Consider the following 24,967-nt stretch of genomic DNA (forward strand, 5'->3'; position numbering starts at 1 on the left):
GTGGGAGGGTTAGCGGGTGGGAGAGTTGGGGTTTACCAGATGGGGGTTTGGCCTTGGCCCCAGAAGCCGTCGTATTTGGTAACAACAATTTCGCCCAGTACTTGAGTTTGACAGGCGAGGCGGAGGTCGCGGGTGGGGTCGTGGGGAGGGAGGGATCGGCGCGCTTTGTCTTTCCAGTTGGTGGCTGAAACTTCGCCCTCGATCGCCACTGCGCAGGTGCCGCAGGTGCCGAGACTGCGGCAGTTGATCACCTTGGCCTGACCGTTGTAGAGATCGACGCCGTGGGCTAGCAAGACCTGGCGCAGGTTGGCCCCGACCTCGCACGACATGGTCTTTCCTTGGGCGGTGACGGTGGGCATGGCATTTCCTGGCAGACGAAGAATATCTACGTTTTATAACGCGATCGCCCCGGCGTTCTCAAGCATCCCCAGCCCAGGGCTTACTCTAGATAACTGTGACACCAACGATAATTCCTAGGGCACCACTGGCTATGGCTGAGCAGCGCACTCCCCTTTACATCTATGACACCACGCTCAGGGATGGTGCCCAGCGGGAGGGATTGGCCCTATCGATCGAAGATAAAATTCGCATTGCCCGACGGCTCGACGCCTTGGGCGTGCCTTTTATTGAGGGCGGCTGGCCGGGGGCCAACCCCAAGGATGTGCAGTTCTTTTGGCAGCTGAAAGAAATTCCCCTCACCCAGGCCAGCATCACCGCCTTTTGCTCGACCCGCCGCCCCGGCAAAGTTGCCGCTGAAGAGCCGATGCTGCAACCGGTGCTGGCTGCTGGCACCGAGTGGATTACGCTGTTTGGCAAATCCTGGGACTTGCACGTGACCACCGGGTTGCAGACCACCCTGGCCGAAAACCTGGCCATGATCGACGACACCATTTGTTACTTTCGCAGCCAGGGCCGCCGGGTAATTTATGACGCCGAGCACTGGTTTGACGGCTACAAGGCCAACCCCGACTATGCCTTAGAAACCCTCGAAGCCGCGGTTAAAGCTGGGGCTGAGTGGCTGGCGCTGTGCGACACCAACGGCGGCACCCTGCCCCACGAAGTCGGCGCGATTGTGACTGCCGTCAATACCTGGCTCCAGCAGTTTCCAGAACCCCAGCCCCAGCTAGGCATTCACACCCACAACGATAGTGGTACGGCGGTAGCCAATGCCATGGCGGCCGTGGAGGCTGGGGCCACTATGGTGCAGGGCACGATCAATGGCTATGGCGAGCGCTGCGGCAACGCCAACCTCTGCACGCTGATCCCCAACCTGCAGATTAAGCTGTGCTACCCCTGCATTGCCCCGGCCCGCCTCGAAACCCTGGCTGAGACCAGCCGGTTTATTAGCGAGGTGGTTAACCTGGCCCCCGACGAGCATGCCCCCTACGTGGGGCGATCGGCCTTTGCCCACAAGGGCGGCATTCACGTCAGCGCCGTGGAGCGCGAGCCCAAAACCTACGAGCATATCGACCCGGCCACAGTGGGCAACAGCCGCCGCATCGTGGTGTCGGATCAGGCGGGGCTGAGCAACGTGCTGGTCAAGGCCCGCAGCTTTGGGCTAGAGCTAGACCGCCACAACCCGGCCTCGCGCCAGTTGCTCACCCGGCTCAAATCCTTGGAGCACGAGGGCTACCAGTTTGAGGCCGCCGAGGCCAGCTTTGAACTGCTGATGCGCGAAGCATTGGGCGATCGCCCCCGCTTTTTTGACCTCAAGGGTTTCTACATCAACTGCCAGCACCAGGGCAACGGCAGCGACCACAGCAGTCAATCGCTGGCCACGATCAAAGTCATGGTGGGGGAAGAGGAAATTCTCGCGGCGGCGGAGGGCAATGGTCCGGTGGCGGCATTAGACACAGCCCTGCGTAAGGCACTGCTGACTTTTTACCCAGCGATCGCCAACTTTCACCTCTCTGACTACAAGGTGCGGATTATCGACAGCGGCGCGGGCACGGCGGCCAAAACACGGGTGCTGGTGGAGTCGGGCAACGGTGCCCAGCGCTGGACGACCCTGGGGGTTTCGACCAACATTATCGAAGCCTCGTACCAAGCCGTTACCGAAGGGCTGGAGTATGGCCTGATGATGGAAACCGCGCGCCCTCACTGTGCGATCGGCGGCGAAATCGATCGGTTCGATGCCGACGTAGCCCTACAAAAGACCCGTGAAACGGCTCTGGCTAAGCTCAAGCAAGAACTGGGCTTTGAGTAAGTCCAATTGTGCTGTCTAGTATAGTGAAGAAGGCGAAGCTGGGTTTTCGCCAGCGGTCAATCAGACAGCAAAACGATGCCAACTCCCCCAGAATCGACAGATTTCTACGCAGTCTTAAAGGTCAATCGACAGGCGAGCCTGCTGACTATCAAACAGGCCTATCGAAAACTAGCCCGTCAGCTTCACCCCGATCTCAACCCTAACGATGCGGCAGCGGCAGAGCAATTTAAAGCCTTAAACGAAGCTTACGAAGTGCTCTCAGACCCGGCGAATCGTCGCCAGTACGATCGCTATGGTGCCCACTGGAAAAAGGCCGAGAAAGGATATACGACCACCAACCGCTCCAGCAGCAGGCAAAACGATGACTTTGACGAAATGGAGTTTGGCCGCTTTGGCCGCTTCGAAGACTTGCTCGGGGATCTTCTAAACCGCTATAGCTAGAGTTTTGGCTACTTTGTAGCAACTAGCTAAGTAGTTGGGCGCAATTAATAGTTTTACCTAGCCGATACTGTCGTTGTTGATAGGCTTCACCAACCAACCGACACGTTATAAAACGTAGGCTCCTAAGGGCTGCCAATAAACACCTCCCCGCCCAAACCTCGGTAGTCCACAGTCCAATATTCTGAAATGCCCGATCGCAAAAAACGCAGGCCAGACAAGTCTGATCCGCGTTTAAGCTGAGGCGCCTTCTACTGTGTTTTAAGCAGTGGCTAAGCCGCTTGGGGCGACTGTAACAGCGCCTGAATCGAGGTCTTTTCTAACAGACCCGCCAGAGAGCCATCATTACCGATCACCGCCAGCGCCTGAATCTTCCGGGTCTCTAGGGTCTTAATGACCTCCATCAGCGGCTGCTCGGCACCCACCGTCACGATGTCACCGGCAGATTCCATAATGGCCGCCACAGTGGTCTCGGCCCACTGCTCGCGAGGTACCTGCTTGAGGGCATCAACCAGCACCGTGCCCACCAGCAAACCCGTTTCGTCGGCCACCAAAAACTTGCGCCAAGCTGAAGGGGCAGCTAGCAGAGCGTCGTCGGCGAACTCTCGCAGAGACATAGTGGTCTCTACAACCGGGCTGTCTTGGGCCAGGGCATCTTGGGCTGTCAGGCCAGCCAAGCGGCCCTGCACCGTACCAAACTGCGCGCTGCGGTTAGCATTTTGCAGCAGAAACAGACCAATCAACAGCGTCCAAACACTACCCACCGAGCTGATACCCAGGATGGAGCCGATACCCAAGGCGATCGCAGTCCAGCCCAGCAGTTGACCCGTGCGGCTGGCAAACACCAGACCCTTGTGGGGCTGACCCGTAATCTTCCACACAATCGACTTCAGCACGTTGCCACCATCTAACGGCAGGCCGGGAATCAGGTTAAAAGCACCCAGAGCTAAGTTAATGTAGGCCAGCAGCGACACAATGCCTGCCAGCGGCCCAGACAGGGGCAATACTAGCCCAGCAACTGAGAAGAGGCCAAATAGGACAAAGCTAACCAGGGGACCTGCGATCGCCACCCAAAACGCTCCCTTCGGCGTATCCGACTCTTTCTCTAGAGCCGCTAAACCGCCAAACAAAAACAGCGTAATCGAGTTGACCCCAATGCCCTGCTTCATCGCCGCAAAGCTGTGACCCAGCTCATGGGCCAGCACCGAGGCAAACAGCGTTAGCGCTGCCCCTAGCCCTAGCACCCAAGGCAACGATCCGCTCAAATAGGGGAATGCCGCTGCCAAACCACTACCGTACTGCCACGTCACCAGGGCCAGCACCAAAAACCAAGACACATTTACATAAAAGGGAATGCCAAACAGATTCCCCACCCGTAAGTTGCCGTTCATAGGGCACCTCGTAATTAAAACCTGAGGACAGAGGCGTAATCTTGAAACGCATTCCCTGTCCAATGACCTTATTGTAACGAACTGTTAACGACCCTCTAATCTGTCAAAGGTGATGAGAACCGAAGGAATCGGGGTGGGTTGGCGTAAGACAGGTGAGAAAGCGAGGTTTGAGTTTTAAGTTTTGAGTTTCTGCTAAGGACACGCATTCAAAGCTCAACATTCAAAACTCTCTCCCCCTAACTCCCTACCCCATAAGCCAAAATCTCCTTACCGATCGTCACATAGTCCTGCCAGCCCACCTCAGCCTTCAGGTCTTTCACGTCATAGACCGCCGTACCGGTCAGGGCAGCTTTTTGAAAAGCGCTGTAGCGACGAATGCCCCCCGCAAACAGCGGCAAGCCGGTGCTCATCAACATAGCTCGCACCTCTGCTCCAGCGCGGCTTGGGTAAGGGGGAATCATGGTCAGCAAAATGCGGTAGGGGGCCACAGGTAGCTTTGCCAAATGTTCCACCATTAGAGCTAGGGCGTCGAGGGCCAAAATATCGGGGGTACTGGGTAGCACCAGCAGGTCGCAGGAGGCCGCCAGCAGGGCCAGGTCATCGGCAATGGGGCGGGCCTGAGTGTCGATGACCACATGGCCATGGGGAGTGGGAAGTTCTCTCGCCTGCCACTGATCAACCACTAAAAAGGGCAGCTCACCTCGGCTAGCCCAGGCTGACGCCGACTGGTTGGGGTCGGCGTCGATTAGCAGGGTTTCGGCATAGCCCTGCAAAAAGGCAGCCAGATGAATAGCAGTGGTTGTCTTGCCCACGCCTCCTTTAAAGCTAGCTACGGTCACAATCATAGGCTGAGGATCAGGCCTGGGCGTTGCTTCGGCCCGGCTGCTTTCAAGCCGGGGCTGGCATCATTGTCAAGGTTTGCCCTTGCCGCCATCAAGTAAGGGATGCCAGTGCCGTAAGGGTAGCGCTAGTCTGAGCTGACGCAGCGTTAGCGAGAGGCAACCAGCACCACACCACCCACGATTAACCCCAGCCCCACCAGACGCCCAAACGATAGATCTTCTTTAAAGATAGCTACGCCAATGATCACCGAGGCGAAATAAATCAGCGAAGCCGCTGGTGCCGCTACGCTCAAATTAACCCGCGTCAGCAACAGGATGTAGGTGATCGCCCCAACTCCGTAGGCGGCCAGTCCTGCCAGCAGAGCTGGCGTAGTAGCAATGCTCAGAATGTGGCTTAGGGCGTTATCGCTAGTTACTTTGCCTAACTGCAAGGCCCCCAGCTTAAGAAAAAGCTGGCCAAAGGAGCTGGCAATGACCGAAATCAACAGCAGACCAAATTCTTGGGGGGTCACGACGGCATTTCCTCGGGGCAGCTATCAGGCGACAAGTTAAACAACGTTAGTCAGAGGCGTATGGTAGCGGACTTAGGGGCCGAAAGGGAACTCACCCACCAACGAAGCCAGTTTCCCCAAGCTACGATAGAAGCTATTGAATAGCCCCAAAATTATGACTGGTAAAACCCTGCTGGTAGGGCTGCGCGCCGACCAGTTTCGTCACCCCCTCGATCTCGAAGCGACCCGCGCTCTGAAGCAGCTGCCGGGGCTCGATGTCATGGTGCGCATGGCTCTGGCTCCCCTAGCAGAGCGGTTCTTTCACCTCGACCATTTAGCATCGAGTTTGCAGGTGAGCGATCGCCAGCTACCTGCCCTGCACCAGTCGCTGGTTGAAGCCTGCCGCATTCTCGACCTGGAGGTGCCCCAGCTCTATGTGCGCCAAAACCCGGTGCCCAACGCCTACACCTTTGCCATGCGTGGCGAGCAGCCCTTCATTGTCATCCACACCGCGCTGATCGAATTGCTCACTCCTGAAGAAACTCAAGCGGTGATCGCCCACGAGCTGGGGCACCTCAAGTGTGAGCACAGCGTTTACCTCACCCTGGCAAACCTGATTACTTTGGCCGCCAGCCAGCTACCTTTGGGCGAAGTGCTAGCGCAGAGCCTTCAGAATCAGCTAATGGAATGGGTACGCTGTGCCGAGTTTACCTGCGATCGCGCCGCCCTGCTGGTCGCCCAAGACCCCCGCATCGTCGCCTCCCTGCTGATGAAGCTCTGTGGCGGTTCGCCTTCACTCGTTGACCAGCTCAATGTCGATGCCTTTATTGCTCAGGCCCGCGCCTACGATAGTCTCAGCGATGACGCTATTGGCGAAGCCCTCAAGCAGGTGCGCACCCAGGGGTTGACCCATCCGGTGCCTGTGCTGCGCGCCCGAGAAATCGATCGCTGGGCGAGCACCAATGACTACTACCAGTTGGTTAAACGTCCCGCAGTTGAGTATAATGAGGACGCATCCAAGGGCGGATGGCGGAATTGGTAGACGCACCACACTCAAAATGTGGCGACTTCGGTTGTGCGAGTTCGAGTCTCGCTCCGCCCATTGACTTCTCTCAATCAACAACTACGTGATGGGTTAAGCCCGGCATGATTTTGTTGAGCTTGCCTGTGGGGTGGGCTGACTTCATTCACGCACCTCTGCAAAACCAACGCGATACATCTTGTGCTGGATGACCTGCTCTACGGCATGGGATCGGTGGCAGAACCTGGCAGAGCGTTGGGTTTCACTTCGTTCTACCCAACCTACGTTCGTAAAAGATTAGCCTTTAGGTAACGGTCGTTGAACTAGGAAAACACTAAGAAGCAGCACGGTAAACTGGCCGCTTGCTGCAGCTCAGAGTAGTTTGCAGCAGCTTTACGAATAACAGACGTGGGAGTTGTTTGTGATAGGGGTTGTAAGGCGGTTTGTTGAGCAGTCATGCCTGGGCACCGTTGGCTTTAGTTTTCTATATTCTGCTTAGTGCTCTAAAGTGACTGGGTTACGAATCTCTGCTGGAGGTGAGCCGGGTTCAACCAAATCAGGAACTGCGGCTATGATAAGTTCACGCGATCTAGTGCTTCTGTACTGTGACTGAGTCTGCTGCCCCCTCCACCTCGTCTACAACCGCCACGGCTGGTCTGCCGCGCCAGCGGTGGCAGGTGGCACCGGCAAATGTGCCTCTAGCAACGTCCTTAGCGCAGGTTACGGGGCTGTCGCCGCTGCTGACTCAGGTGTTGATCAACCGGGGCATTACGACTCCAGCACAGGCTACCGATTTTCTTGACCCTGAGCGGCAGCAGTTGCCGTCGCCCCTGGCGGAGTTTCCTGATCTGGCGGCGAGTTTAGAGCTGCTGGTAACGGCGATCGCAACTCAGCAGGCGATCGCCATCTGTGGCGACTACGATGCCGACGGCATGACCAGCACCGCTCTACTGCTGCGGGCCTTGCGGGCGTTGGGGGCGCAGGTGACCTACACCATTCCCAGCCGGATGGCTGAGGGCTACGGCATCAACACCCGCATTGTCGAAGACTGCTACGCCGAGGGCGTGAGCATCATTCTCACGGTGGACAACGGCATCGCGGCGGTGGCTCCGATTGCGCGCGCCCGTGAGCTGGGCCTGGCAGTGATTGTCACCGACCACCACGACATTCCTCCCGAGATTCCCCCGGCAAACGCGATTTTAAACCCCAAGCTGCTGCCTGAGACCTCGCCCTACCGAGGGGTGGCGGGGGTGGGGGTAGCCTACATTTTGGCGGTGTGCTTGGCCCAGGCGCTGGGGCGTACCCAAGACTTGACTGGGCCACTGCTAGAGCTGTTTACCCTGGGCACCATCGCGGATTTAGCGCCGCTGACGGGGGTGAACCGCCGCTGGGTGCGGCGGGGGCTGGGGCTGCTGCCCCGATCGCGCCTTTTCGGCATTCAAGCACTAATTCAAGTCGCCGGGCTGGCCGACCAGAGCAAGCCGCTAAAGCCAGAGCACATTGGCTTTCGCCTGGGGCCGCGCATTAATGCTGTGGGCCGAATCAGCGATCCGCAGATTGTGATTGATTTGCTCACTACCGACGATGTCGGGGTGGCGCTAGAGCGGGCCATGCAGTGCGAGCAGATCAACGGCACCCGCCAAGATCTTTGCCAGAGCATTGAGCAGGAGGCGATCGCCTGGTGTGAGCAACAGCGGTCGCTGGGCACGGTGGATATTGAGCGCGATCGCGTCTTGGTTGTGGTGCAGCCCGGCTGGCACCACGGCGTCATTGGCATTGTGGCCTCGCGGCTGGTGGAGCGCTACGGCGTCCCCGTTTTTATTGGCACCTATGAGGATGACGAACACAAGGTGATTCGCGGCTCGGCGCGGGGCATCCCAGAATTCGACGTGTTTGCCGCTCTGCAAACCTGCCACGATCTGATGGAAAAGTTTGGCGGCCATCGGGCGGCGGGGGGGTTCTCGTTTTTGGCCAATCGGCTGCGCCAGGTGACCACGCGGCTATCACACTACGCCTGCCAAACCCTCTCGGTCGATCTGCTCAAGCCGCTGGTTAGAATCGACAGCCAGGCAAGGCTAAGCGATATTCACCAGGGTCTGTTTGATCAGATTGATCACCTGCACCCCTGCGGCATTGAGAACCCCGACCCGGTGTTTTGGACGCCGAATGTGCGGGTGCTAGAGCAGCAGACGGTGGGTCGCAACCGCGACCACCTCAAGCTGGTGCTGGCAGAAGCTGGGGGCGAGACGATTAAGGCGATCGCCTGGCGCTGGGGCGAGTACTATCCCCTGCCCAATCACCTCGATGTGGCTTACAAGCTCAAGCAAAACGAGTGGCAGGGCACCACGACTGTGGAGCTGGAGCTGGTGGGGGTGCGATCGGCGGTGGGAGCAGAACCCGCGAGCGCTTCAGCAAAGGGCCAAGCGATCGCGCCAATACCGACCCGCCTGGCAGCGCCAGCTCTGCCGAAGCTATCTGTGCCTGTGCCACTGACAAGTCCTTCAGCGAGTAGTGGCGGGGGAGTAGGGTCGCCAGCTGCGCGCCCATCCGAGATACCCGTTATCCCAGCCAATGCGCCAGTCGTAGAGCGGGAGGCAGAGGTGATTACTGCTCCGCCAGTTGCTCCACCCTCAGCGCCGGCGACTTCAGATGCCATTCCGGGACGGAGCGATTCGCGAATCGCTCCACCGACCCCGGAGGCTGCCGAGTTTACCTACAGCAACCGCCGCTACTCCGCCACGACTAAAACGACCCCAGACGCCACCACCCTTACCATTAGCAACCCCGAGGGCCAGCGGTTAGTCGTCAACCGAGGCAATCAGCAGGGCTGGCTCTACCTGCCGGGTGAGTCGGCCAAGCCGGTTGACCTCAGCGAACCCCACTATGGCAATTTGGTGCGGGCTGGAGCGACAGCGGTAGAGCTTCAGCAGCTGGCCCAGCGGCTGGCGGTGGCAGAGGCTCAGCTCAGCGAGAAGGACGTATTACTGGCAGAACGGGATGCTTTAATAGCCGAACAGAATGTTTTGATGGTTCAAAAAGAGTCTCAACTGGCCACCTTAAAAGCTGAGAATGTGGCTCTACTAAAGGCCCAAATGCAGGTAAGTCAGCCCCAGACTGCTCCACGACAGGACAATCCTGCTCGGGCAGAAAAGGCAGATTTTGCGGTAGCAAAAACCCAATCTATGTCAGTTCAGCCTACTCGGGTTGCTAAGGCCTCAGTTCAGAAAGACGCGTCGACTCAGTCAGCGAAGGTTCAGCCCGTATCACCCGCTCAGCCGTCCCCATCACCCATAGCAGAATCGCCCGTTGCCGTCCCAGCCTCTTCACCGCTGAAGCTCGACGACGCCAAGCAGCAGGTGCGCCAAGGCTTGAGCGATCGCGTCTGGTTTTGCCTCAGCCCCGATAGCCAGAGAGATTTGGCCATCGCGGTGGCCCACCTGTCCACTGCCAGCGGCCCCATGGCCGATGCTACGGCTGTAGGCGGATTGGCCACGGTGCTTGAGCGCGAACTGTTGCAGCCCCTGCTCGACGACTTTGCCAGCTATGGTGAGCAGACCGGCGATCGCGACCTGACTGCCCTAGCGAGCGATCTGGCTCAGGCTGCCAGTCTGGCGGCGCTGCCACCGCTGCTGAGCGAAACCTGGCGATCGTTGACTGCCAAAGCTCTAGCCGCCACTGCCAAACCCCGCAAAGCGCTACACGAAACCACCCACGCCGACACCAGCGAAACCCCCTTCCCTATCGACGATAGCCACCGGGTGATGCTCGACGAATTTTTTCAAGGCTGGGACCATCCCATTGCTCGCTGGCTGACCGGGGGCGGGGCCGAAGCCGCCTCCGATCTGGCTCAGGTGGCGCAGCTACAGCGATCTAGCAACCCTCTGCCGCTGTGGCAAGGGCAAATGCTGCAACATTTAGTGCTGGGCCAGCGTCAGAAAAAAGGAATTTTACAGAAAATTTTTGGATAATCTCCCTGATCCTACGGTTGCTCAGGGTATGGTGTTTTGACAGCCTTGCCCAACCCGAGCCAATCGCTTCTACCTCAGATGGCCAACGCGCTTCTTAAGCCCCAGTTTTTAATTGTTTGCGGCCTCTCGGCGGCTCTGGTGTCCTGCTCGGGCGAAGGGGCGGGCAACAGCGGCGCGACGCGGTTTGTCAGCATTCAGCCCATTCAAGTGTGTGACGACCTTGGCATCTTTTGCGCCGACCTGGCCACCTTTGAAGAAGCCACCCGCAAAATTTGGGCCCAGGCCAACCTCGACGTCAGCTTTTTGGCCCCCAACCGGCTTAACGCCAGCCGCTTTCTCAGTATTGACAACCAAGACGAGTTTGCCGAGCTTTCCTTTGCGGGTGGAGCCGGAGCTTTTGGACGCAGCCCGCTCTCAACCCGCACCTCTGGCCCCATCAGTATGTGGTTTGTGGAGAGTATTTTTCCCTCTGAAGGGCTTGAAACCCTTGGTCTAGGATGGATTGACCAAAACGGCGTTTTGATTGACGACGATATTCTCACCTTTAATAACGGCATTGGCCGCCTCGACACGGTGGCCCACGAAATTGGCCACAACCTGGGCCTAACCCATGAGGGCCTTGGGGCTGGAGGCGTGAATAATCTGATGACTGACGGCGGCTTTCGCAATTCGCCTAGCTCTCTCGACGACATTAACCCTGATGGTGCGCGCATAGATCAGCTCACCGATCGCCAAATTGATGAAGCCCGCAACAGCGGCTTTGCTGGCACTGCGCCAGCCTCATCTGCCGACAGCGCCGCAATGGAGATTCCCACCACGCTGCCTCCCTTGTCAGCCGCTCCCGATGCCTTACCCTGGGTTCCCCCACCCAAAGTGACTCCCGTGACCGACCTGGCCCTGCTGCCCGAGGCCGCTTTTGCTGCGACAGCGCAGGCTCCCGAACCGATTCCCAACGGCCCAGCAATGACGCTGTTGACGGCGGTGTTGCTGGCGGGCTATCTGCGCTGGCAGCCCCGAGGGCGATGATGGCAGTGCTAATTAGCTGGCTGCTGGTTGCTCAGGGAGTGATGGTGACCGTGAACGGATCTATCCCCTTTAGTGAGACGGCTCGTGCCACCATCCCACAGCCGTCTTTGGGCTTGGTGTCTAACTGGGCTACTCTGCCCGGTTTCGCTCTTCTATCACAATCGCTGCCCGTGCTTGGCCAGGATTCTATTCCTCACCCACCGCTGCTGCGCCACGAAACGTCGCCTGCCGGCAACTACCACCTGATTTTGATGCTGGGGAAAGACGAGGCTGGCACTCAGCGCACTACCGCTAGTCTGTTTGAGACCCTGGGCGATCGCTGCCAGCAGGTCTGGTCGCACACCCTGCCCCACAGCTATGGCCCCCGCCTAGCTCTGGTGAATGACGCCGGCACCGTGGTGCTCCTCGACGAATGGATTAACGTGGCCAGCCCTCGCGCCATTGTAATGATGGGTTTAGACGGCGAGGTCATGGCCCAGCACAGCTTTGACGACATTGTGGAGGTTACTGGGCAGTCGCGAGCGGCAGTCGTTGACCAAGCTGCCCAAGGCTTTTGGCTGAGCGGCAGCCCCGAGATGGATCTCACAGGCGATCGCATGACAATTCCTGCCGCTGGAGGACAGCTCAGCTTAGATTTGGCAACGGGAGAAATGGGGTTTTAGCGGTGTGTATGCCCGCACTGCCCAGCCACAAACAGGGCTGCTATAACAAAGAAGAGCAACGGCACAAATACCTATTTCAGGTCGCTGCTCACAGGCACGCCCATGAGTCCTTGACAGGAATGGGGTAAGTTTTTCCCGTTAAACACTGGGCTGTCGTCGGGGCCAACAGCTGCTTGCCCTTGCCCAAATTGCAGCCTACCTCAAGGTTTTGATAACACTGTTCTAAGCGAGACAGCAGCTATGGCCAAGGGTGATCAAATTTACGTCATGCGCGACCTGGCAGGGGTGCCGGGGCTATACCAGCACCACGGCATTGACTGCGGCGATGGCACCGTCATCCACTACAGCAAAGCCCGAGACATTGCTGAGATCGCCCGCACCAGCTACGACGCCTTTTCCTGGAACAACCCGGTTTACACCGTTCGCAAATCGCTGATCTATGACCCTGACGTTGTCGTCGAGCGGGCTATCAGCCGCTTGGGTGAGCGTCAGTACGACTTGCTGCTCAACAACTGCGAACACTTTGCTAACTGGTGCACCACAGGCCGCAGCGAAAGCCGCCAGCTAGCCAACTTTGGCCTGCGCACCGACCAGCTCAACCTACCCGAACTGCGGCGACTGGCCGAGGGCGATCGCTACACCACCACCCCCGCCGAAGCCTGTGCTAACTTTCAAAAAGCCCTGGGCGACATTGCCACCGCCTACAACACTACCCTAGCCGACCAGCAGACCGCCTATAAAGCAGCCGACGAATGGCACCACGTTGCCGAGAAGGCCCTAGCCATTGGTCGAGAAGATCTCGCTAGAGCGGCTCTCCACCGCAGGGTCGCAGCCAATAAGCGCATTGAAACCCTCACTACTCAGCTCAGTGAACTAGTGGAACTGGAGCTGAATCTCCGCCACAATCGAGCATTTGCGGAGCGGCGGCTGGCGCTGGAGTAAGCGGGGAATGGATGGTGGAGCAGAGCGTTAGTGATCTGGGAAAACTACGCTCACTCTTTATTTCCCCCTAGCTGTCCCATGAGAAAGAAAGAACTGACTCGACTGATTAGTTTTGCTTGCGTTTTGTTTGTGGCTCAATTCCCTCAGCCCAGCCAGGCACAAACCAGTCAAGCGCAAACTTCTCGCGAGGATACTGTTCAGGCATGTCGGTCGGCCCTAGAAGAGGCCAATAATGTGATCTACGATGAGCACAATGCATTCATCGGTAATGCCTCAGCGGTTGATCTAGGTGATCTATACAGCAGCTATCCTACGCAGAAACCTACAGGTATCTTGTTGCGTATTCAAGGGCAATCTGCACCAGAAATTATGCAGTCGCCACAATTAATGACTGCGCTCAGCACTAGCTTGATCAATCGTTGCCAACCCCTCAGCATGGTAACTTTTCAGCTTGATCAAACAGATTGGGAAGCGACCTTTGGCCTCATCGAGAACCAGATCGTCTCCTTTGAATGTACAGATCCTAACCAGTCAACCGCGCTGAACTGGGGAGAAGCCTTTTGCCCATAACAGAGCTTGCCCAATGACTATTGCAGTGGCAGATTTTCGACCCAGAGAATTGATTTCACCGGGCGCTGCACGAGTTCTCCCGAGTTGTTGAGACGGCCGTAGTGGGTAGTGCCGACATACATTAGGGTTGAAGAGCTGCCACCGTCGAGGTTGAGAGCTTGGGTGACGCCGCGATCGCCCATAAAGGCTGCCACTTCACCCATTGTCATGCCGCTGGGCGACACCCCCGGCACCTGGGCCACCATCACCATCACCACGCTACCGTCGGCCTTGAGGCCCACCGCCGAGCGAGCATTCGGCGACTGACTACCCAGGGCATCGCGGCGGGCGGTGCGATCGACAAAACCTTCCTCCACCGACGTATCCTGGGGCAGCAGCTGAGGGCCAGCACCCACCGCATCCACCAGGGTGCACCCCGTGGGCACAGGGTCCTGATGGAAGGTGATGTCGTAGCTTGGGGTGCCACCGCAGTCGTAGCGGCGAAATTCTGAGCGATTCAAAATCTTATCCATATAGCTAGCTAGGTCGGGGTTGCCGATCAGCCGCTCGTTTTGGTTGGGGTCGGCCACCAGGGCACCATCCTTCACAACGTAGGAAGTGGTGAGGCCGTTGTTTGGGTCAAAAAAACCTGCGTTAAGGGCGGCAGTCACGCACTCTCCTGCCCCACAAAGTTGGGAGGCGATCTGGTCAACTCGCGCTAGCTCATCCACCACCGCTACCTGCACCGGGTAGCGCACCGGATCGGGAATAGTAACCACATGCACTGTTGCAGCGGGTAAGCTGACGACTTCGTAAACCGGAGGCATCGCGGGTTCCGCCGGAACGACATCCTCTAAAGCCGCATCCGGGACAGGGGCACAGCCCGATAGGCCTAGAGTGACAGCAAGACCAACAGTCAAGCAGGGTTGCAGGAGAGAACGCATAGAGCCAACAACGAGTTGCGTTCAGCAGTATAGCGAGAAGCGCGATCGCCCTGCAGATTGGCCTATTTCCGCTTCACAACCAGCGTCCAGCGGCCCCAGCTTCGGGACATCCTCCAAGACGATGGGCATACTGGAACCAGTTTGCCCTGTGGATTTGTGTGACAGACGATGGCGGTTCCCACTGTGACAACCGATGCGGCTCAGCCGATGGTCTATCCCTCGGTGTCGGTGATTGTGCCCATCTACAACGGTGAGGCCAATTTGCCCGGACTAGTAGAACGGCTGATGGGGCAGCAGTATCCTGCCGATCGCGTCGAATTTTTGCTGGTGGATAATGGCAGCTGCGATCGCACCCCAGACCTGCTCCAAACCGCCACCGCTACCGCCGCCGCTCAGGGAATTCGCCTTTGCGCCCTCACCTACAACTCCATCCAAAGCTCCTACGCCGCCCGCAACGCTGGCATCGCCGCCGCCAAGGGTGACGTTCTCGCCTTTACCGACGCCGATTGTCATCCTGAGCCCAGCTGGCTCGGCGCCCTGGTACAGCCCTTTGCCGACCACTCTGTCGGGTTGGTGGCAGGGGAAATTCAGGCCCTACCCAGCCAAAACTGGCTAGAGCGCTACGCCGATCGCCAAGGCACCCTGTCCCAGCACAACACCCTCAACCATGCTTTTTTGCCCTACGGCCAGACGGCAAACCTAGCGGTGCGGGCCGAAATTTTGGGTACAGTTGGACTCTTCCGACCCCATTTGACCACGGGCGGTGACGCTGACCTGTGCTGGCGCATTCAGCAAGCCACTGAATGGCAACTCGTCCACGCCGCAGATGCCGTGGTCTGCCATCGCCATCGAGATAGCCTGAAGGGGCTGCGCAGTCAGTGGCACCGCTATGGCTGCTCAAACCGCTACCTGCACGACCTACACGGTGTAGATCTGATGCGCCCCCTCACCGCCAAAGAAATGCGCTACCGGTTGCTGCGCTGGGGGCTGAAAGAATTGCCCCAGGCCACAGCTAAGCTCCTGAGAGGACATGGCACCGCTTTAGAACTAGCGATTACCCCGCTGGAGCTGTGGTGCGCCCACGCTCGCACCCAGGGACAAGCCCAAGCCGAGCTATCCGAGACTGCCCGCACCATTACTCGTTTGGGGGAACCCGATTGATGCGAATTTTGATGATCTCCACGACGTTTCCCTACCCGCCGACGCTAGGGGGCACTCAGATTCGCACCTTTTACCTGCTCAAGCACCTGGCCCAGCGCCATGAGGTCACGCTAGTAACGCAGCGATCCGACGAAGTAACGGATGAAGAGGTCGATGCCCTGTCTACCCATGTGGATAAACTAATGTGCTTTCCTCGCCCTACCGCCGCAGACCTTCAGTCAGGGGTAGGAGGAAAAATTAGCCGCTTTGCCCACTTTCTCGCTACGGGCACACCACCCAGCACTACCTACCTGCACACCCCTGCCATGCAGCAGTGGATTGACAACTGGGTAGAGGGCGGCCATTGCGACGCCATTACCTGTGAGCACAGCGTCAACGAAGTCTTCGTGCGCCCCAGCTATCGTCAGCGAGTCAAGAAAGTAGTGGTCGATATCCACAGCTCGCTTTACGGAACTCTGGTCAATCAGCTAGAGACTGGAACGGTGGAGAAGCCGCTGCGCGATCGCCTCAACCTGCCCTTGCTCCGCCGTTACGAACGCCAGTACGCCCAAAAATTCACCAATCTGGTGATCACTACTGAGGAAGACCGACAGTTCTTTGCCCCCATTGCCGGGGCTACTCCCCTGCATGTTGTTCCTAACGGTGTGGATCTGGTGCAGTTTCCCTATCGCCGCACTGACCCCGGCGGCCGCAGTATGGTTTTTGTCGGCGCGATGGACTACATCGCCAACGTAGACACCGCCAAGTACCTGGCCCAAGCCATTTTGCCGCCTCTGCGCCAGCGCTACCCCGACGCCACCCTCTACCTGGTAGGCAACAAGCCCACGTTAGAAGTGCGGGCGTTAGGCAATCTGCCGGGAGTCGTCGTTACCGGACGGGTGCCATCGGTGGCGGAATATCTGCACCGGGCAACGGTGTGTGTGGTGCCCATGCGCATGGGCTTTGGCATTAAGAATAAAACCCTAGAGGCGATGGCGGCGGGGGTGCCGGTAGTCGCGAGCAATCGCGGTCTCGAAGGTCTCGCCGTAGACCAACCCCAGCGGGCGCTGCGAGCCAACACGGTGGATGAGTATGTGGAGGCGATCGGTCAACTCTTCGACCAGCCCGAACTGCGTGCCACCCTATCGGCGCGCGGCCGCGAGCTGATAGAAGACACCTTCACCTGGGAGCGAGCCGGACAAGCCTACGAAGCGGTGTTAAATCCCCAAACTTGAATCTCATCTATATTTCTTAAACATGTCCGAAAGAATCTTTGGCCATATTCCAGGCTATCCAGTTGGTAGTTGGTTTGAGTCTAGAGCCGCATTATCAGAAGCGGGATTGCATCGCCCTCAGGTGGCAGGAATTAGCGGTACAGAAGGCGAAGGAGCCGATTCAATTGTCTTATCTGGAGGATATGAGGATGATGCAGATTGGGGTAACGAAATTGTATACACAGGACATGGAGGAAGAGATCGGGGCACCGGCAAACAAATTACACATCAGAAGCTAAGCCGTGGCAACCTAGCCTTAGCCAAAAGTCGGCTTGCAGGATTACCAGTTCGAGTCATTCGCGGCTCAACGCATAAATCCAATTACTCGCCTCCTCATGGCTATCGCTATGACGGGCTCTACCGGGTGGAAGACCACTGGCAAGAAAGAGGTCGAGCTGGCTATTATATATGGCGCTATCGACTAATCAAAAGCGCCGAAGCTGGGATTGAAGACTCTCAAGCAGCCACTGAAAGTAAAGGCTCTTACTCAGTGCCTCAGAGGCAAGAGACTACAGTTTTGAGAATTGTGCGTGATACTAAGCTGACAAGAAAAATCAAAGAAGCTTACAACTATCACTGCCAGATTTGTAAAATTCGCCTAGAAGGGTCTGCTGGTCCTTATGCAGAAGCCGCTCACATTAGACCATTAGGCATGCCTCATAATGGTTCAGACTCCTTAGACAATTTGCTTTGTCTTTGCCCAAATCATCATGTTTTATTCGACTATGGTGCGTTTGCTATAGCTGATGATCTATCTTTAATAGGAATAGAAGGTAGCTTAACCCTCGTGGATGGTCATTGCCTCGGTCAGGCTAATCTGCGTTATCGCAGAGAGCATTATTTCTTAGGAAGCTAGGTTTAACCCTATGAAGCTCGATCGCATTACCAGCAATCCTTCTCGCATGGATGGTCAGCCCTGCATTCGTAATCTTCGACTTACTGTGCGTCGGGTACTTGAGTTGTTGGCAACCTATTCCGACAGAAACGAGCTACACCAGGAATTTCCAGAGCTAGAGGACGAAGACATTCAGCAGGCTTTGATCTTTGCTGCCTCCTATATAGACGATCGCATTATTGAAATTTCCGATCGCTATGAAACTGTTGCTTGATTAGGGGTTTCCTCGTTCAGCAGTAGGGCTATTGCGCGATGCTGGGGTAAACGCCGTTCACGTAGGCGAAATCGGCATGGCTGAAGCAGATGACGCCGACATCATCTTAATGGCAAAGTTAGAAGACCGGGTTATAGCTACGCTCGACGCAGATTTTCATACCCTGCTAGCTTTGAGTGAAGCCCTATCTCCTTCAGTAATTCGCATTCGCATCGAAAGGCTCCGTGCGCAAGCCCTCACGGATTTGTTGCCAATGACAATTGCTGAGTGCAGTGGGGAGCTTGAACGGGGAGCAGCTATTACAGTTGAGCCAGGCCGAATTCGTACCCGCCGTCTACCTTTGGTACCTAAAATCTAGCCCGTCTGATGGGGTGGCAGTTTAATCTCTCAACAGACTTGCGCCTATTAGGATGATATTGATTCTTCCTGAAGGATGAAAGCCAAACGTTGAACATACAACCTCGCTCACAGCCCATGGTGTCGCAAAAACTTGACCAGCTCAAAACCCTATTCGCCGCGATGGATCGGGCGCTAATCGCCTATTCGGGCGGCATTGACAGCACCCTGGTGGCCAAGGTCGCCTACGACGTGCTGGGCGATCGCGCCCTTGCCGTCACTGCCAACTCTCCCTCGCTCATGCCCGCTGATTTAGAAGAAGCCCAGGTGCAGGCGGCGGCGATCGGCATTACTCACGAAATTGTCGCCACCCACGAGCTAAACAACCCCAACTACGCGGCCAACCCCATCAACCGCTGCTACTTTTGCAAGAGCGAGCTGCACGACACTCTCAAGCCCCTGGCCCTAGAGCGGGGCTACCCCTACGTGGTGGATGGCGTCAACGCTGACGACCTGAGCGACTATCGCCCCGGCATTCAGGCGGCAAAGGAGCGTGGCGCTAGGTCGCCCCTGGCTGAGGTAGGGATCACCAAGTTTGAGGTGCGCGAAATCTCGCGCCTGCTGGGGCTGCCCTGGTGGGATAAACCGGCCCAGCCTTGCCTGAGTTCGCGCTTTCCCTACGGTGAGGCCATCACCCTAGAAAAGCTACGGCGAGTGGGCCAGGCAGAGCTGTACCTGCGGCATTTGGGGCTGCGGCAGCTTAGGGTGCGATCGCAGGCCGACACCGCCCGCATTGAAATTCCTGTCGAAAATATTAAAGAATTTGTAGCTGCCACCGATCTTGAAGCCCTGGTAAAGGCGCTACAAGACTACGGTTTCACCTACGTCACCCTTGATCTAGAGGGCTTTCGCAGCGGTAAGCTAAACCAGGATCTGCCCGCAACTGTCGTTAGCCCCCCAGAACGTTCCAGCCATGACCTATCTGCTTGCCGGTGATATTGGTGGCACCAAAACCATTCTGCGCCTGGTCGAAGCCAGCGAACCCAGTCCATCGACCCCGGTAATTCTCAAAAACGAGTTTGAGCGCACTTACTCCAGCCAGGCTTACCCCGACCTAGTGCCCATGGTGAAAGAGTTTTTGCACCAGGCCGCCGTGGACTCCGGGCATACCTACGCGCCTAAGCGAGCCTGCTTTGCGATCGCCGGGCCAGTTGTAGACAACACCTCCAGCCTGACCAACCTGGCCTGGTCGCTGGAGGGCGATCGCCTCCAGATCGAACTCGAACTCGACCGGGTGGAGCTGATCAACGACTTTGAAGCTGTTGGCCACGGGGTCTTTGGTCTCGCGGCCGAAGACATCCACACCCTGCAAGCGGGCGACCCTGATAGCAATGCCCCAGTGGCCATCATTGGCGCGGGCACCGGCCTGGGTCAGGGGTTTGCCCTAGCCACGAGCGGGCGTCCCTTAGTGTTTCCGTCTGAAGGGGGGCACGCCGACTTCGCGCCCCGCTCAGAGCTGGAGTTCCAGCTGATGCGCTACCTGCTCGATAAGCACCAGATCTCGCGCGTGTCGGTGGAGCGGGTGGTGTCGGGCCAGGGCATTGTGGCGATCTATCAATTTTTGCGCGATCGCGAGTTCGCCACCGAAACTCCAGAGATCGCTGAAGCGATCGCCGCTTGGGAACGCCAAACAGGCCTCTCCACCAAAACCGTTGACCCCGGCGCCGTCATCGCCCAGGCCGCCGTGGGCTGCCGCGATCGCCTCTCCCACAAAGCCATGGAAATTTTTGTCTCCGCCTACGGGGCCGAGGCAGGCAACCTCGCTCTCAAACTGCTGCCCTACGGTGGCCTCTACGTGGCCGGGGGCATCGCCGCCAAAAACCTCGACGCTATGACTGCCGGAGCTTTCCTCGAAGCCTTTACCCACAAGGGCCGCGTCAGCCCTCTGCTCGATCGGGTACCGGTTCACATTGTGCTCAACCCTCAGGTGGGCCTGATTGGAGCTGCCTTGCGCGCCGCTGCCCCGTTAGTCAATTCCTGAGGTTGCCCTCGGGGCGATAAAATCAAGCATGCAGTGCATCCGTTTGTGAGGTATGGCAGGTCATAGCAAGTGGGCCAACATCAAGCGCCAAAAGGCGCGGGTCGATGCCGTCAAGGGCAAAGTCTTCGCTAAGATGTCGCGGGAAATCATTGTGGCGGCACGCCAGGGGGGTGACCCGGCGGGCAACTTTCAGCTGCGCACGGCGATCGATAAGGCGAAGGCAGCAGGGGTGCCCAACGACAACATCGATCGCGCGATCGCCAAAGGTTCCGGCAACCTCAGTGCCGACAATAGCTTCGAGGCCATCCGCTACGAGGGCTACGGCCCCGGCGGCGTCGCCATCCTAATCGAAGCCCTCACCGACAACCGCAACCGCACCGCCGCTGACCTGCGCGCTGCCTTCAGCAAGAGCAACGGCAACCTGGGCGAAACCGGCTGCGTCGGCTGGATGTTTGATCAGAAAGGCGTCGTCACTATCGTCCACCCCGGCGACGAAGAAACCCTGCTCGAAGCCGCCATGGAGGCCGGGGCCGAAACCTACGAACTCACCACGGTGCTAGGTCGTCGCGACGAAGAAATTCCCGCCGCCGAGCTATTCTGCGCCCCTGCCGATCTGGAGACCTTCGACACCAGCCTCAAAGCCCAGGGGTTGACTGTCCAACAGGCAGAGCTCCGCTGGCTACCCAGCAATACTCTGGTTGTCGATGACCCCGACCAGGCCCGCCTACTGGTCAAACTGATGGATGCCCTCGAAGACCTCGACGATGTGCAATCCGTCACCGCCAACTTTGATATGGCCGAGGAGTTGATGGATGCGATCGCAGCCTAGAAGGTGAAGGGTTGAAGCAATTGGAGGGATGAGGAAGCGCCCCTACTGGAATGGCTCAATAGGCATTATTTGCCCAAGACTGGGCATGTTTTAGAAGCAGGCTACGGTTAAAGCCGCTGCGATCACCTCAGAGCTAATTTCTTAAGTCGGCCAGGATCTCCTGATATCAAGGCTTTCACAGTTCTAGACCTGCCGGACAAGTAAAGCCCAGAAAACCTTGATGTACAAGGGATTGAGTGTCCTTAAGATTCCCTTTAGAAATTAGCTCTTACCATGTCAGACTCTTTAGAGCCAAAAACCATTACCATTCCCCAGAGGCGTGCAGACCTCTATCAGTTTTTGCTCGACATTCCTGGCGGCCAATTTGAGGCAGTCTTGTTTGACCTCAATCCGCCTAGAGCGAATATACCGCCATCTAATGCTGCTCGGAGCGATCGAGTCTCTGCCCTAATGACCTGGGTAGAAAGCCCGAGTGCTGGTCCAGGGATTGAAGTATTGAGAGCATCGCTAGACTACGTCCTCAATACGCTTTCTGGATCTCAAGGAACAAAGACACTGTTTACCCCATCGCACCAAGCTGGAGGACAAAACATCAATAGCCGTTCAGCACAGCAGTTACAAATCAAGTCACGGTTCAAGTCACCTATTTTTTGGATACTGATTTTGCTCTACTTCTCTCTTTTTCTTGGGGCATACAAAATCTTGCCTCTTATCTGGCACCAAAAAGTCTTAAACCCTCTCGAAATGCCACATCAAAAGCAATAAAATGGGATATTAATTGGAATACAATAAAAAATTACTTTTTATACAAATGACATTCGACCAACCTGAAACATCTATCCGACGCATGCAAATGCTCTTCGACTGCCTTGGGCTTAATTGGCGGCTTACACAACAATTCTTGTGTCCATGCAGCAAATACTCCCGAAAGCACGAAGATAGGGATTAATTCTATATTAAAACCATGAAAACTTTAACTTCAAATATTACATCTAGCTGAAGTATTAACAATTAAAACAACATTTTTTCTTAACATTTTCTTGATTTGTGGAACGCTGATGGTATTTCAGTTTTACCTGGAATTGACATGATCGCAATTATCTATAAACAATATTTCTGTGCTTTCTGAAGAGTCAAAATTTCTGTAGCGATTTGTCTCAGGAGGACTGAGTATTGCCTATTAAATTAATCTGATGACTAGCAGATTTCTAGGCCAGTTTGGACAAATGCCAATGCAAATTTTTCATCTTTGTGAGTAATGGTCTTATAAATCGTGGGACAATTGTGGGCATCACTCACTCTGCAAAGCTATAAAGCCGAAACCAATGAGCGTACTGACAAAATTTCCATCTAAACGCAGCGGAGAAACGGCGGACTTAGGCACAGTGACAACACCAATCGATTCACCCAAGGCATTGAAGACTTCGAGAAGGTAGCCCTCTTCGCTACCTTCTAGGTCGGGAACGGTGTCAATAAGGGTGGCGGGATCATCCTGCTTTAGTTTGTAGTCTGGAAAGTCTTGATTGAGAGAGACTCGGCTGTAAAGAAGTACAGAGATATCATTCATCGTTTTGGCTTTAGAGCAACAAACTCATACTGCTGCTATCTGATGGTTCCCGCTAGCTTAGGCTCAACCATTTTCACAGTCACCTACCTGCCAAAAAACTCTAGGCGCAGTAAAAAAGGTGATTTCGGGGCTCATCCCATCTCCTCACCCTGCGGAAACCTCAAAAACCCTATAGATTAGAGAAATAGGGAAACACAACGGAAAAGGCGAGGACACCCACATGCGGGTATTGTTAATGACCGGTAAAGGCGGCGTCGGCAAAACCTCCGTCGCAGCCGCCACGGGCCTGCGCTGCGCAGAACTGGGCTACAAAACCCTGGTACTGAGCACCGATCCCGCTCACTCCCTGGCTGACAGCTTTGATATAGACCTAGGCCACGAGCCTCGCCTAGTGCAGCCCAACCTGTGGGGCGCAGAACTCGACGCCCTGATGGAACTCGAAGGCAACTGGGGCGCGGTGAAGCGCTACATCACCGACGTGCTTCAGGCTCGCGGGCTAGAGGGCATTGAGGCCGAAGAGTTAGCCATTCTCCCTGGTATGGATGAAATCTTTAGCCTGGTGCGCATGAAGCGCCACCACGACGAAGGCGAGTATGACGTACTGATTATCGACTCGGCCCCCACTGGCACCGCCCTGCGCTTGCTCAGTCTGCCTGAGGTGGCGGGCTGGTACATGCGCAAACTCTACAAACCCTTCCAGGCTGTTTCCGAAGCCCTGCGACCTCTGGTGCAGCCCTTCTTTCGCCCAGTCGCGGGCTTTAACCTACCCACCAAAGAGGTGATGGATGCCCCCTACGAATTTTACGAGCAGCTGATTGAGCTAGAGAAGGTGCTTACCGACGCGGGCACCACCTCCGTACGTTTGGTCACCAATCCCGAAAAAATGGTGATCAAAGAATCGCTGCGAGCCCATGCCTACCTCAGCCTCTACAACGTCGGCACCGATTTGGTGATCGCCAACCGCATCATCCCTGAAGAAGTGCAGGACCCCTTCTTCCAGCGGATGAAGGAAAAGCAGCAGCAGTATAGGCACGAAATTCATGAGAACTTTCATCCGCTGCCGGTGAAAGAGGCGCCCCTATTTGCCGAAGAACTGTGTGGCTTAGAATCTCTCCAGCGCCTCAAAGAAACCCTCTATACCGACGAAGACCCCACTCAGGTCTACTACAAAGAGACCACCCTGCGCGTGGTGCAAGAGGAAGGCAGCTACAGCCTGGAACTCTATCTGCCTGGCATTCCCAAGGACCAGATTGAGCTGAGCAAGTCGGCAGACGAGCTGAATGTGCGCATCGGCAACCACCGCCGCAACTTAGTGCTGCCCCAGGCTTTGGCGGCCCTGCAACCCGCTGGGGCCAAGATGGAAGACGACTACCTGAAGATTCGCTTTGCCAGTGCCGGCTAGGGAGCAGACCGGACAAAGCAGCGATCGCCGACATCGTAGGAGCGCAGGTTGGGGGACTGGCTAAATTCCATTTCCTCGTACCCCAGCCTGTGCAGCAGTCGTATACTCCTGTCGTTAGCTGGGTGCACCGTCGCCCACCATACAGTTTGGGGGGCGGCAGTTGCCAAGTAATCATGCCACCAGAGCATGGCTTCAAAGGCTAATCCTTTTCCCCACCAAGCTTCGCCAAACATATAGGCTACCTCTCCCCACTCGCCGTACCCAGTTGCCTCAAGGCGTCCAATCGCTGGAGCTGAAAGGGTTTTCAGCCGTACAGCTACATTGAACCATCGCTCATTAGCTAAATCCACGGGTCCCCTCGCTCGGTTGGCGTATTCTTCTCTGAGGTCTGCGCGACTTGGCAGACTTGCAGGCGAATCGATAAAAGCCAGAACCGAGGGAGTGACTAAAATCGAGAAGAGCTCGTCGGCATGGGCCGCAGTCAGTGGCTCAAACCATAGGTTCCTGCTTTGCATCAGGGGCATAGCTGGTTGCTTGGTGCGCCCCTCCATTATTGCAACTTGGTCTGGCGATCGCGGGGCTGCTGTCCTATAGCTTTCCTATCCCATTGACTTGTGTTAGTGGGCACTATTTGTGCTGGTTTGGTAATATCCCTGGCAGGGATAGCCTCTGAGCCATACTCTATATAAATAAAGTGAGCCAAACTGTAGCGCTGGCCAGCTGCGTTATGTTTTAGCTAACGTAGCGGTTGCTTTAGCACCAAGAACCGTTAATTGCAGGCAATAACAC

General features: G+C 56.6%; 22 protein-coding genes, 1 tRNA gene and 3 pseudogenes. 19 read left to right on the forward strand and 7 right to left on the reverse strand.

The window, feature by feature from the left end:
• Nucleotides 1–32 precede the first annotated feature (32 nt).
• Nucleotides 33–359, reverse strand: coding sequence for a 2Fe-2S iron-sulfur cluster-binding protein (locus H6F59_RS02980; RefSeq protein WP_190695020.1), 327 nt, complete (start codon nt 357–359; stop codon nt 33–35).
• Nucleotides 360–490: 131 nt separating this feature from the next.
• Here H6F59_RS02980 and cimA point away from each other — a divergent pair, with 131 nt between their 5' ends.
• On the forward strand, nt 491–2,206 hold the full coding sequence (cimA, locus tag H6F59_RS02985) for a citramalate synthase (RefSeq protein ID WP_190695022.1): 1,716 nt from the start codon (nt 491–493) through the stop codon (nt 2,204–2,206).
• A 75-nt stretch (nt 2,207–2,281) separates the two neighbouring features.
• Nucleotides 2,282–2,647: a DnaJ domain-containing protein gene (locus H6F59_RS27500; protein ID WP_190695024.1), complete on the forward strand. Its 366-nt coding sequence runs from the start codon at nt 2,282–2,284 to the stop codon at nt 2,645–2,647.
• Nucleotides 2,648–2,916: 269 nt separating this feature from the next.
• Here the strand turns inward: H6F59_RS27500 and H6F59_RS02995 are convergent, their stop codons facing one another.
• From H6F59_RS02995 to H6F59_RS03005, 3 genes are all read right to left on the reverse strand, one after another.
• On the reverse strand, nt 2,917–4,035 hold the full coding sequence (locus H6F59_RS02995) for a site-2 protease family protein (RefSeq protein ID WP_190695027.1): 1,119 nt from the start codon (nt 4,033–4,035) through the stop codon (nt 2,917–2,919).
• Between the two features lie 236 nt (nt 4,036–4,271).
• Complete coding sequence (locus H6F59_RS03000) at nt 4,272–4,880, reverse strand: ParA family protein (RefSeq protein WP_190695029.1); 609 nt, start codon at nt 4,878–4,880, stop codon at nt 4,272–4,274.
• 143 nt (nt 4,881–5,023) lie between these two features.
• The gene (locus H6F59_RS03005) at nt 5,024–5,389 is read right to left on the reverse strand and encodes an EamA-like transporter family protein (RefSeq protein WP_190695031.1); all 366 of its coding nucleotides are present in this window, start codon (nt 5,387–5,389) and stop codon (nt 5,024–5,026) included.
• A 154-nt stretch (nt 5,390–5,543) separates the two neighbouring features.
• On the opposite strand from H6F59_RS03005, the gene H6F59_RS03010 reads away from it, so the two are divergent.
• The 7 genes and pseudogenes from H6F59_RS03010 to H6F59_RS03040 all read left to right on the forward strand — a co-directional run bounded on the left by H6F59_RS03010 (nt 5,544) and on the right by H6F59_RS03040 (nt 13,557).
• Entirely contained in the window at nt 5,544–6,410 is an 867-nt protein-coding gene (locus H6F59_RS03010) for a M48 family metallopeptidase (protein WP_190695033.1), read from the forward strand.
• Nucleotides 6,389–6,470, forward strand: a tRNA-Leu gene (locus H6F59_RS03015). The genes H6F59_RS03010 and H6F59_RS03015 overlap by 22 nt, the downstream gene beginning before the upstream one ends.
• A 524-nt stretch (nt 6,471–6,994) precedes the next feature.
• A pseudogene (gene recJ / locus H6F59_RS27505) lies at nt 6,995–8,767 on the forward strand (single-stranded-DNA-specific exonuclease RecJ); the annotation flags it as partial.
• A gap of 1,668 nt (nt 8,768–10,435) precedes the next feature.
• Nucleotides 10,436–11,383 carry a hypothetical protein gene (locus tag H6F59_RS03025; protein ID WP_190695035.1) on the forward strand — a complete coding sequence of 316 codons (948 nt, stop codon included), beginning with the start codon at nt 10,436–10,438 and terminating at the stop codon, nt 11,381–11,383.
• Nucleotides 11,380–12,045: a hypothetical protein gene (locus H6F59_RS03030; protein ID WP_190695037.1), complete on the forward strand. Its 666-nt coding sequence runs from the start codon at nt 11,380–11,382 to the stop codon at nt 12,043–12,045. The genes H6F59_RS03025 and H6F59_RS03030 overlap by 4 nt, the downstream gene beginning before the upstream one ends.
• 240 nt (nt 12,046–12,285) lie before the next feature.
• Nucleotides 12,286–12,987: a lecithin retinol acyltransferase family protein gene (locus H6F59_RS03035; RefSeq protein WP_190695039.1), complete on the forward strand. Its 702-nt coding sequence runs from the start codon at nt 12,286–12,288 to the stop codon at nt 12,985–12,987.
• A 78-nt stretch (nt 12,988–13,065) separates the two neighbouring features.
• Complete coding sequence (locus H6F59_RS03040) at nt 13,066–13,557, forward strand: hypothetical protein (protein ID WP_190695041.1); 492 nt, start codon at nt 13,066–13,068, stop codon at nt 13,555–13,557.
• A gap of 17 nt (nt 13,558–13,574) precedes the next feature.
• On the opposite strand, the gene H6F59_RS03045 is transcribed toward H6F59_RS03040, so the two are convergent.
• Nucleotides 13,575–14,456: a phosphodiester glycosidase family protein gene (locus H6F59_RS03045; protein ID WP_242021237.1), complete on the reverse strand. Its 882-nt coding sequence runs from the start codon at nt 14,454–14,456 to the stop codon at nt 13,575–13,577.
• Nucleotides 14,457–14,648: 192 nt separating this feature from the next.
• On the opposite strand from H6F59_RS03045, the gene H6F59_RS03050 reads away from it, so the two are divergent.
• The 9 genes and pseudogenes from H6F59_RS03050 to H6F59_RS03090 all read left to right on the forward strand — a co-directional run bounded on the left by H6F59_RS03050 (nt 14,649) and on the right by H6F59_RS03090 (nt 21,974).
• Nucleotides 14,649–15,641, forward strand: coding sequence for a glycosyltransferase family 2 protein (locus H6F59_RS03050; protein WP_190695045.1), 993 nt, complete (start codon nt 14,649–14,651; stop codon nt 15,639–15,641).
• Nucleotides 15,641–16,855 (forward strand): glycosyltransferase family 4 protein, encoded by a 1,215-nt coding sequence (locus tag H6F59_RS03055; RefSeq protein WP_190695047.1) that lies wholly within the window; start codon nt 15,641–15,643, stop codon nt 16,853–16,855. The genes H6F59_RS03050 and H6F59_RS03055 overlap by 1 nt, the downstream gene beginning before the upstream one ends.
• Nucleotides 16,856–16,877: 22 nt before the next feature.
• Nucleotides 16,878–17,750 (forward strand): YDG/SRA domain-containing protein, encoded by an 873-nt coding sequence (locus tag H6F59_RS03060; RefSeq protein WP_190695049.1) that lies wholly within the window; start codon nt 16,878–16,880, stop codon nt 17,748–17,750.
• A 10-nt stretch (nt 17,751–17,760) separates the two neighbouring features.
• Nucleotides 17,761–18,003, forward strand: coding sequence for a DUF433 domain-containing protein (locus H6F59_RS03065; protein WP_190695051.1), 243 nt, complete (start codon nt 17,761–17,763; stop codon nt 18,001–18,003).
• Nucleotides 17,987–18,361, forward strand: a pseudogene (locus tag H6F59_RS03070) (DUF5615 family PIN-like protein). The gene H6F59_RS03065 and the pseudogene H6F59_RS03070 overlap by 17 nt, the downstream one beginning before the upstream one ends.
• A 116-nt stretch (nt 18,362–18,477) precedes the next feature.
• Entirely contained in the window at nt 18,478–19,335 is an 858-nt protein-coding gene (gene larE / locus H6F59_RS03075; protein ID WP_190695054.1) for an ATP-dependent sacrificial sulfur transferase LarE, read from the forward strand.
• The gene (locus H6F59_RS03080) at nt 19,313–20,380 is read left to right on the forward strand and encodes a glucokinase (protein WP_190695056.1); all 1,068 of its coding nucleotides are present in this window, start codon (nt 19,313–19,315) and stop codon (nt 20,378–20,380) included. Before larE ends, H6F59_RS03080 begins: the two co-directional genes overlap by 23 nt.
• Before the next feature lie 52 nt (nt 20,381–20,432).
• Complete coding sequence (locus H6F59_RS03085; RefSeq protein WP_190695058.1) at nt 20,433–21,209, forward strand: YebC/PmpR family DNA-binding transcriptional regulator; 777 nt, start codon at nt 20,433–20,435, stop codon at nt 21,207–21,209.
• Nucleotides 21,210–21,482: 273 nt separating this feature from the next.
• The gene (locus tag H6F59_RS03090) at nt 21,483–21,974 is read left to right on the forward strand and encodes a hypothetical protein (RefSeq protein ID WP_190695060.1); all 492 of its coding nucleotides are present in this window, start codon (nt 21,483–21,485) and stop codon (nt 21,972–21,974) included.
• A gap of 543 nt (nt 21,975–22,517) precedes the next feature.
• Here the strand turns inward: H6F59_RS03090 and H6F59_RS03095 are convergent.
• Nucleotides 22,518–22,776: pseudogene (locus tag H6F59_RS03095) on the reverse strand (DUF4926 domain-containing protein).
• Between the two features lie 220 nt (nt 22,777–22,996).
• On the opposite strand from H6F59_RS03095, the gene H6F59_RS03100 reads away from it, so the two are divergent.
• On the forward strand, nt 22,997–24,178 hold the full coding sequence (locus tag H6F59_RS03100) for a TRC40/GET3/ArsA family transport-energizing ATPase (RefSeq protein WP_190695062.1): 1,182 nt from the start codon (nt 22,997–22,999) through the stop codon (nt 24,176–24,178).
• Here H6F59_RS03100 and H6F59_RS03105 read toward each other — a convergent pair.
• Nucleotides 24,175–24,729 carry a GNAT family N-acetyltransferase gene (locus H6F59_RS03105; RefSeq protein ID WP_313887097.1) on the reverse strand — a complete coding sequence of 185 codons (555 nt, stop codon included), beginning with the start codon at nt 24,727–24,729 and terminating at the stop codon, nt 24,175–24,177. The two genes, H6F59_RS03100 and H6F59_RS03105, sit on opposite strands and share 4 nt — an antisense overlap.
• Nucleotides 24,730–24,967 lie beyond the last annotated feature (238 nt).

The organism is Nodosilinea sp. FACHB-141 (genome assembly GCF_014696135.1).
Classification (GTDB): Bacteria; Cyanobacteriota; Cyanobacteriia; order Phormidesmidales; family Phormidesmidaceae; genus Nodosilinea.

What these genes read in the sequence shown, in the direction of transcription:
- H6F59_RS02980 (WP_190695020.1), bottom strand. Translation starts at nt 359, where the DNA reads ATGCCCACCGTCACCGCCCAAGGAAAGACCATGTCGTGCGAGGTCGGG.
- cimA (WP_190695022.1), top strand. Translation starts at nt 491, where the DNA reads ATGGCTGAGCAGCGCACTCCCCTTTACATCTATGACACCACGCTCAGG.
- H6F59_RS27500 (WP_190695024.1), top strand. Translation starts at nt 2,282, where the DNA reads ATGCCAACTCCCCCAGAATCGACAGATTTCTACGCAGTCTTAAAGGTC.
- H6F59_RS02995 (WP_190695027.1), bottom strand. Translation starts at nt 4,035, where the DNA reads ATGAACGGCAACTTACGGGTGGGGAATCTGTTTGGCATTCCCTTTTAT.
- H6F59_RS03000 (WP_190695029.1), bottom strand. Translation starts at nt 4,880, where the DNA reads ATGATTGTGACCGTAGCTAGCTTTAAAGGAGGCGTGGGCAAGACAACC.
- H6F59_RS03010 (WP_190695033.1), top strand. Translation starts at nt 5,544, where the DNA reads ATGACTGGTAAAACCCTGCTGGTAGGGCTGCGCGCCGACCAGTTTCGT.
- H6F59_RS03025 (WP_190695035.1), top strand. Translation starts at nt 10,436, where the DNA reads ATGGCCAACGCGCTTCTTAAGCCCCAGTTTTTAATTGTTTGCGGCCTC.
- H6F59_RS03030 (WP_190695037.1), top strand. Translation starts at nt 11,380, where the DNA reads ATGATGGCAGTGCTAATTAGCTGGCTGCTGGTTGCTCAGGGAGTGATG.
- H6F59_RS03035 (WP_190695039.1), top strand. Translation starts at nt 12,286, where the DNA reads ATGGCCAAGGGTGATCAAATTTACGTCATGCGCGACCTGGCAGGGGTG.
- H6F59_RS03040 (WP_190695041.1), top strand. Translation starts at nt 13,066, where the DNA reads ATGAGAAAGAAAGAACTGACTCGACTGATTAGTTTTGCTTGCGTTTTG.
- H6F59_RS03050 (WP_190695045.1), top strand. Translation starts at nt 14,649, where the DNA reads ATGGCGGTTCCCACTGTGACAACCGATGCGGCTCAGCCGATGGTCTAT.
- H6F59_RS03055 (WP_190695047.1), top strand. Translation starts at nt 15,641, where the DNA reads ATGCGAATTTTGATGATCTCCACGACGTTTCCCTACCCGCCGACGCTA.
- H6F59_RS03060 (WP_190695049.1), top strand. Translation starts at nt 16,878, where the DNA reads ATGTCCGAAAGAATCTTTGGCCATATTCCAGGCTATCCAGTTGGTAGT.
- H6F59_RS03065 (WP_190695051.1), top strand. Translation starts at nt 17,761, where the DNA reads ATGAAGCTCGATCGCATTACCAGCAATCCTTCTCGCATGGATGGTCAG.
- larE (WP_190695054.1), top strand. Translation starts at nt 18,478, where the DNA reads ATGGTGTCGCAAAAACTTGACCAGCTCAAAACCCTATTCGCCGCGATG.
- H6F59_RS03080 (WP_190695056.1), top strand. Translation starts at nt 19,313, where the DNA reads ATGACCTATCTGCTTGCCGGTGATATTGGTGGCACCAAAACCATTCTG.
- H6F59_RS03085 (WP_190695058.1), top strand. Translation starts at nt 20,433, where the DNA reads ATGGCAGGTCATAGCAAGTGGGCCAACATCAAGCGCCAAAAGGCGCGG.
- H6F59_RS03090 (WP_190695060.1), top strand. Translation starts at nt 21,483, where the DNA reads ATGTCAGACTCTTTAGAGCCAAAAACCATTACCATTCCCCAGAGGCGT.
- H6F59_RS03100 (WP_190695062.1), top strand. Translation starts at nt 22,997, where the DNA reads ATGCGGGTATTGTTAATGACCGGTAAAGGCGGCGTCGGCAAAACCTCC.
- H6F59_RS03105 (WP_313887097.1), bottom strand. Translation starts at nt 24,729, where the DNA reads ATGGAGGGGCGCACCAAGCAACCAGCTATGCCCCTGATGCAAAGCAGG.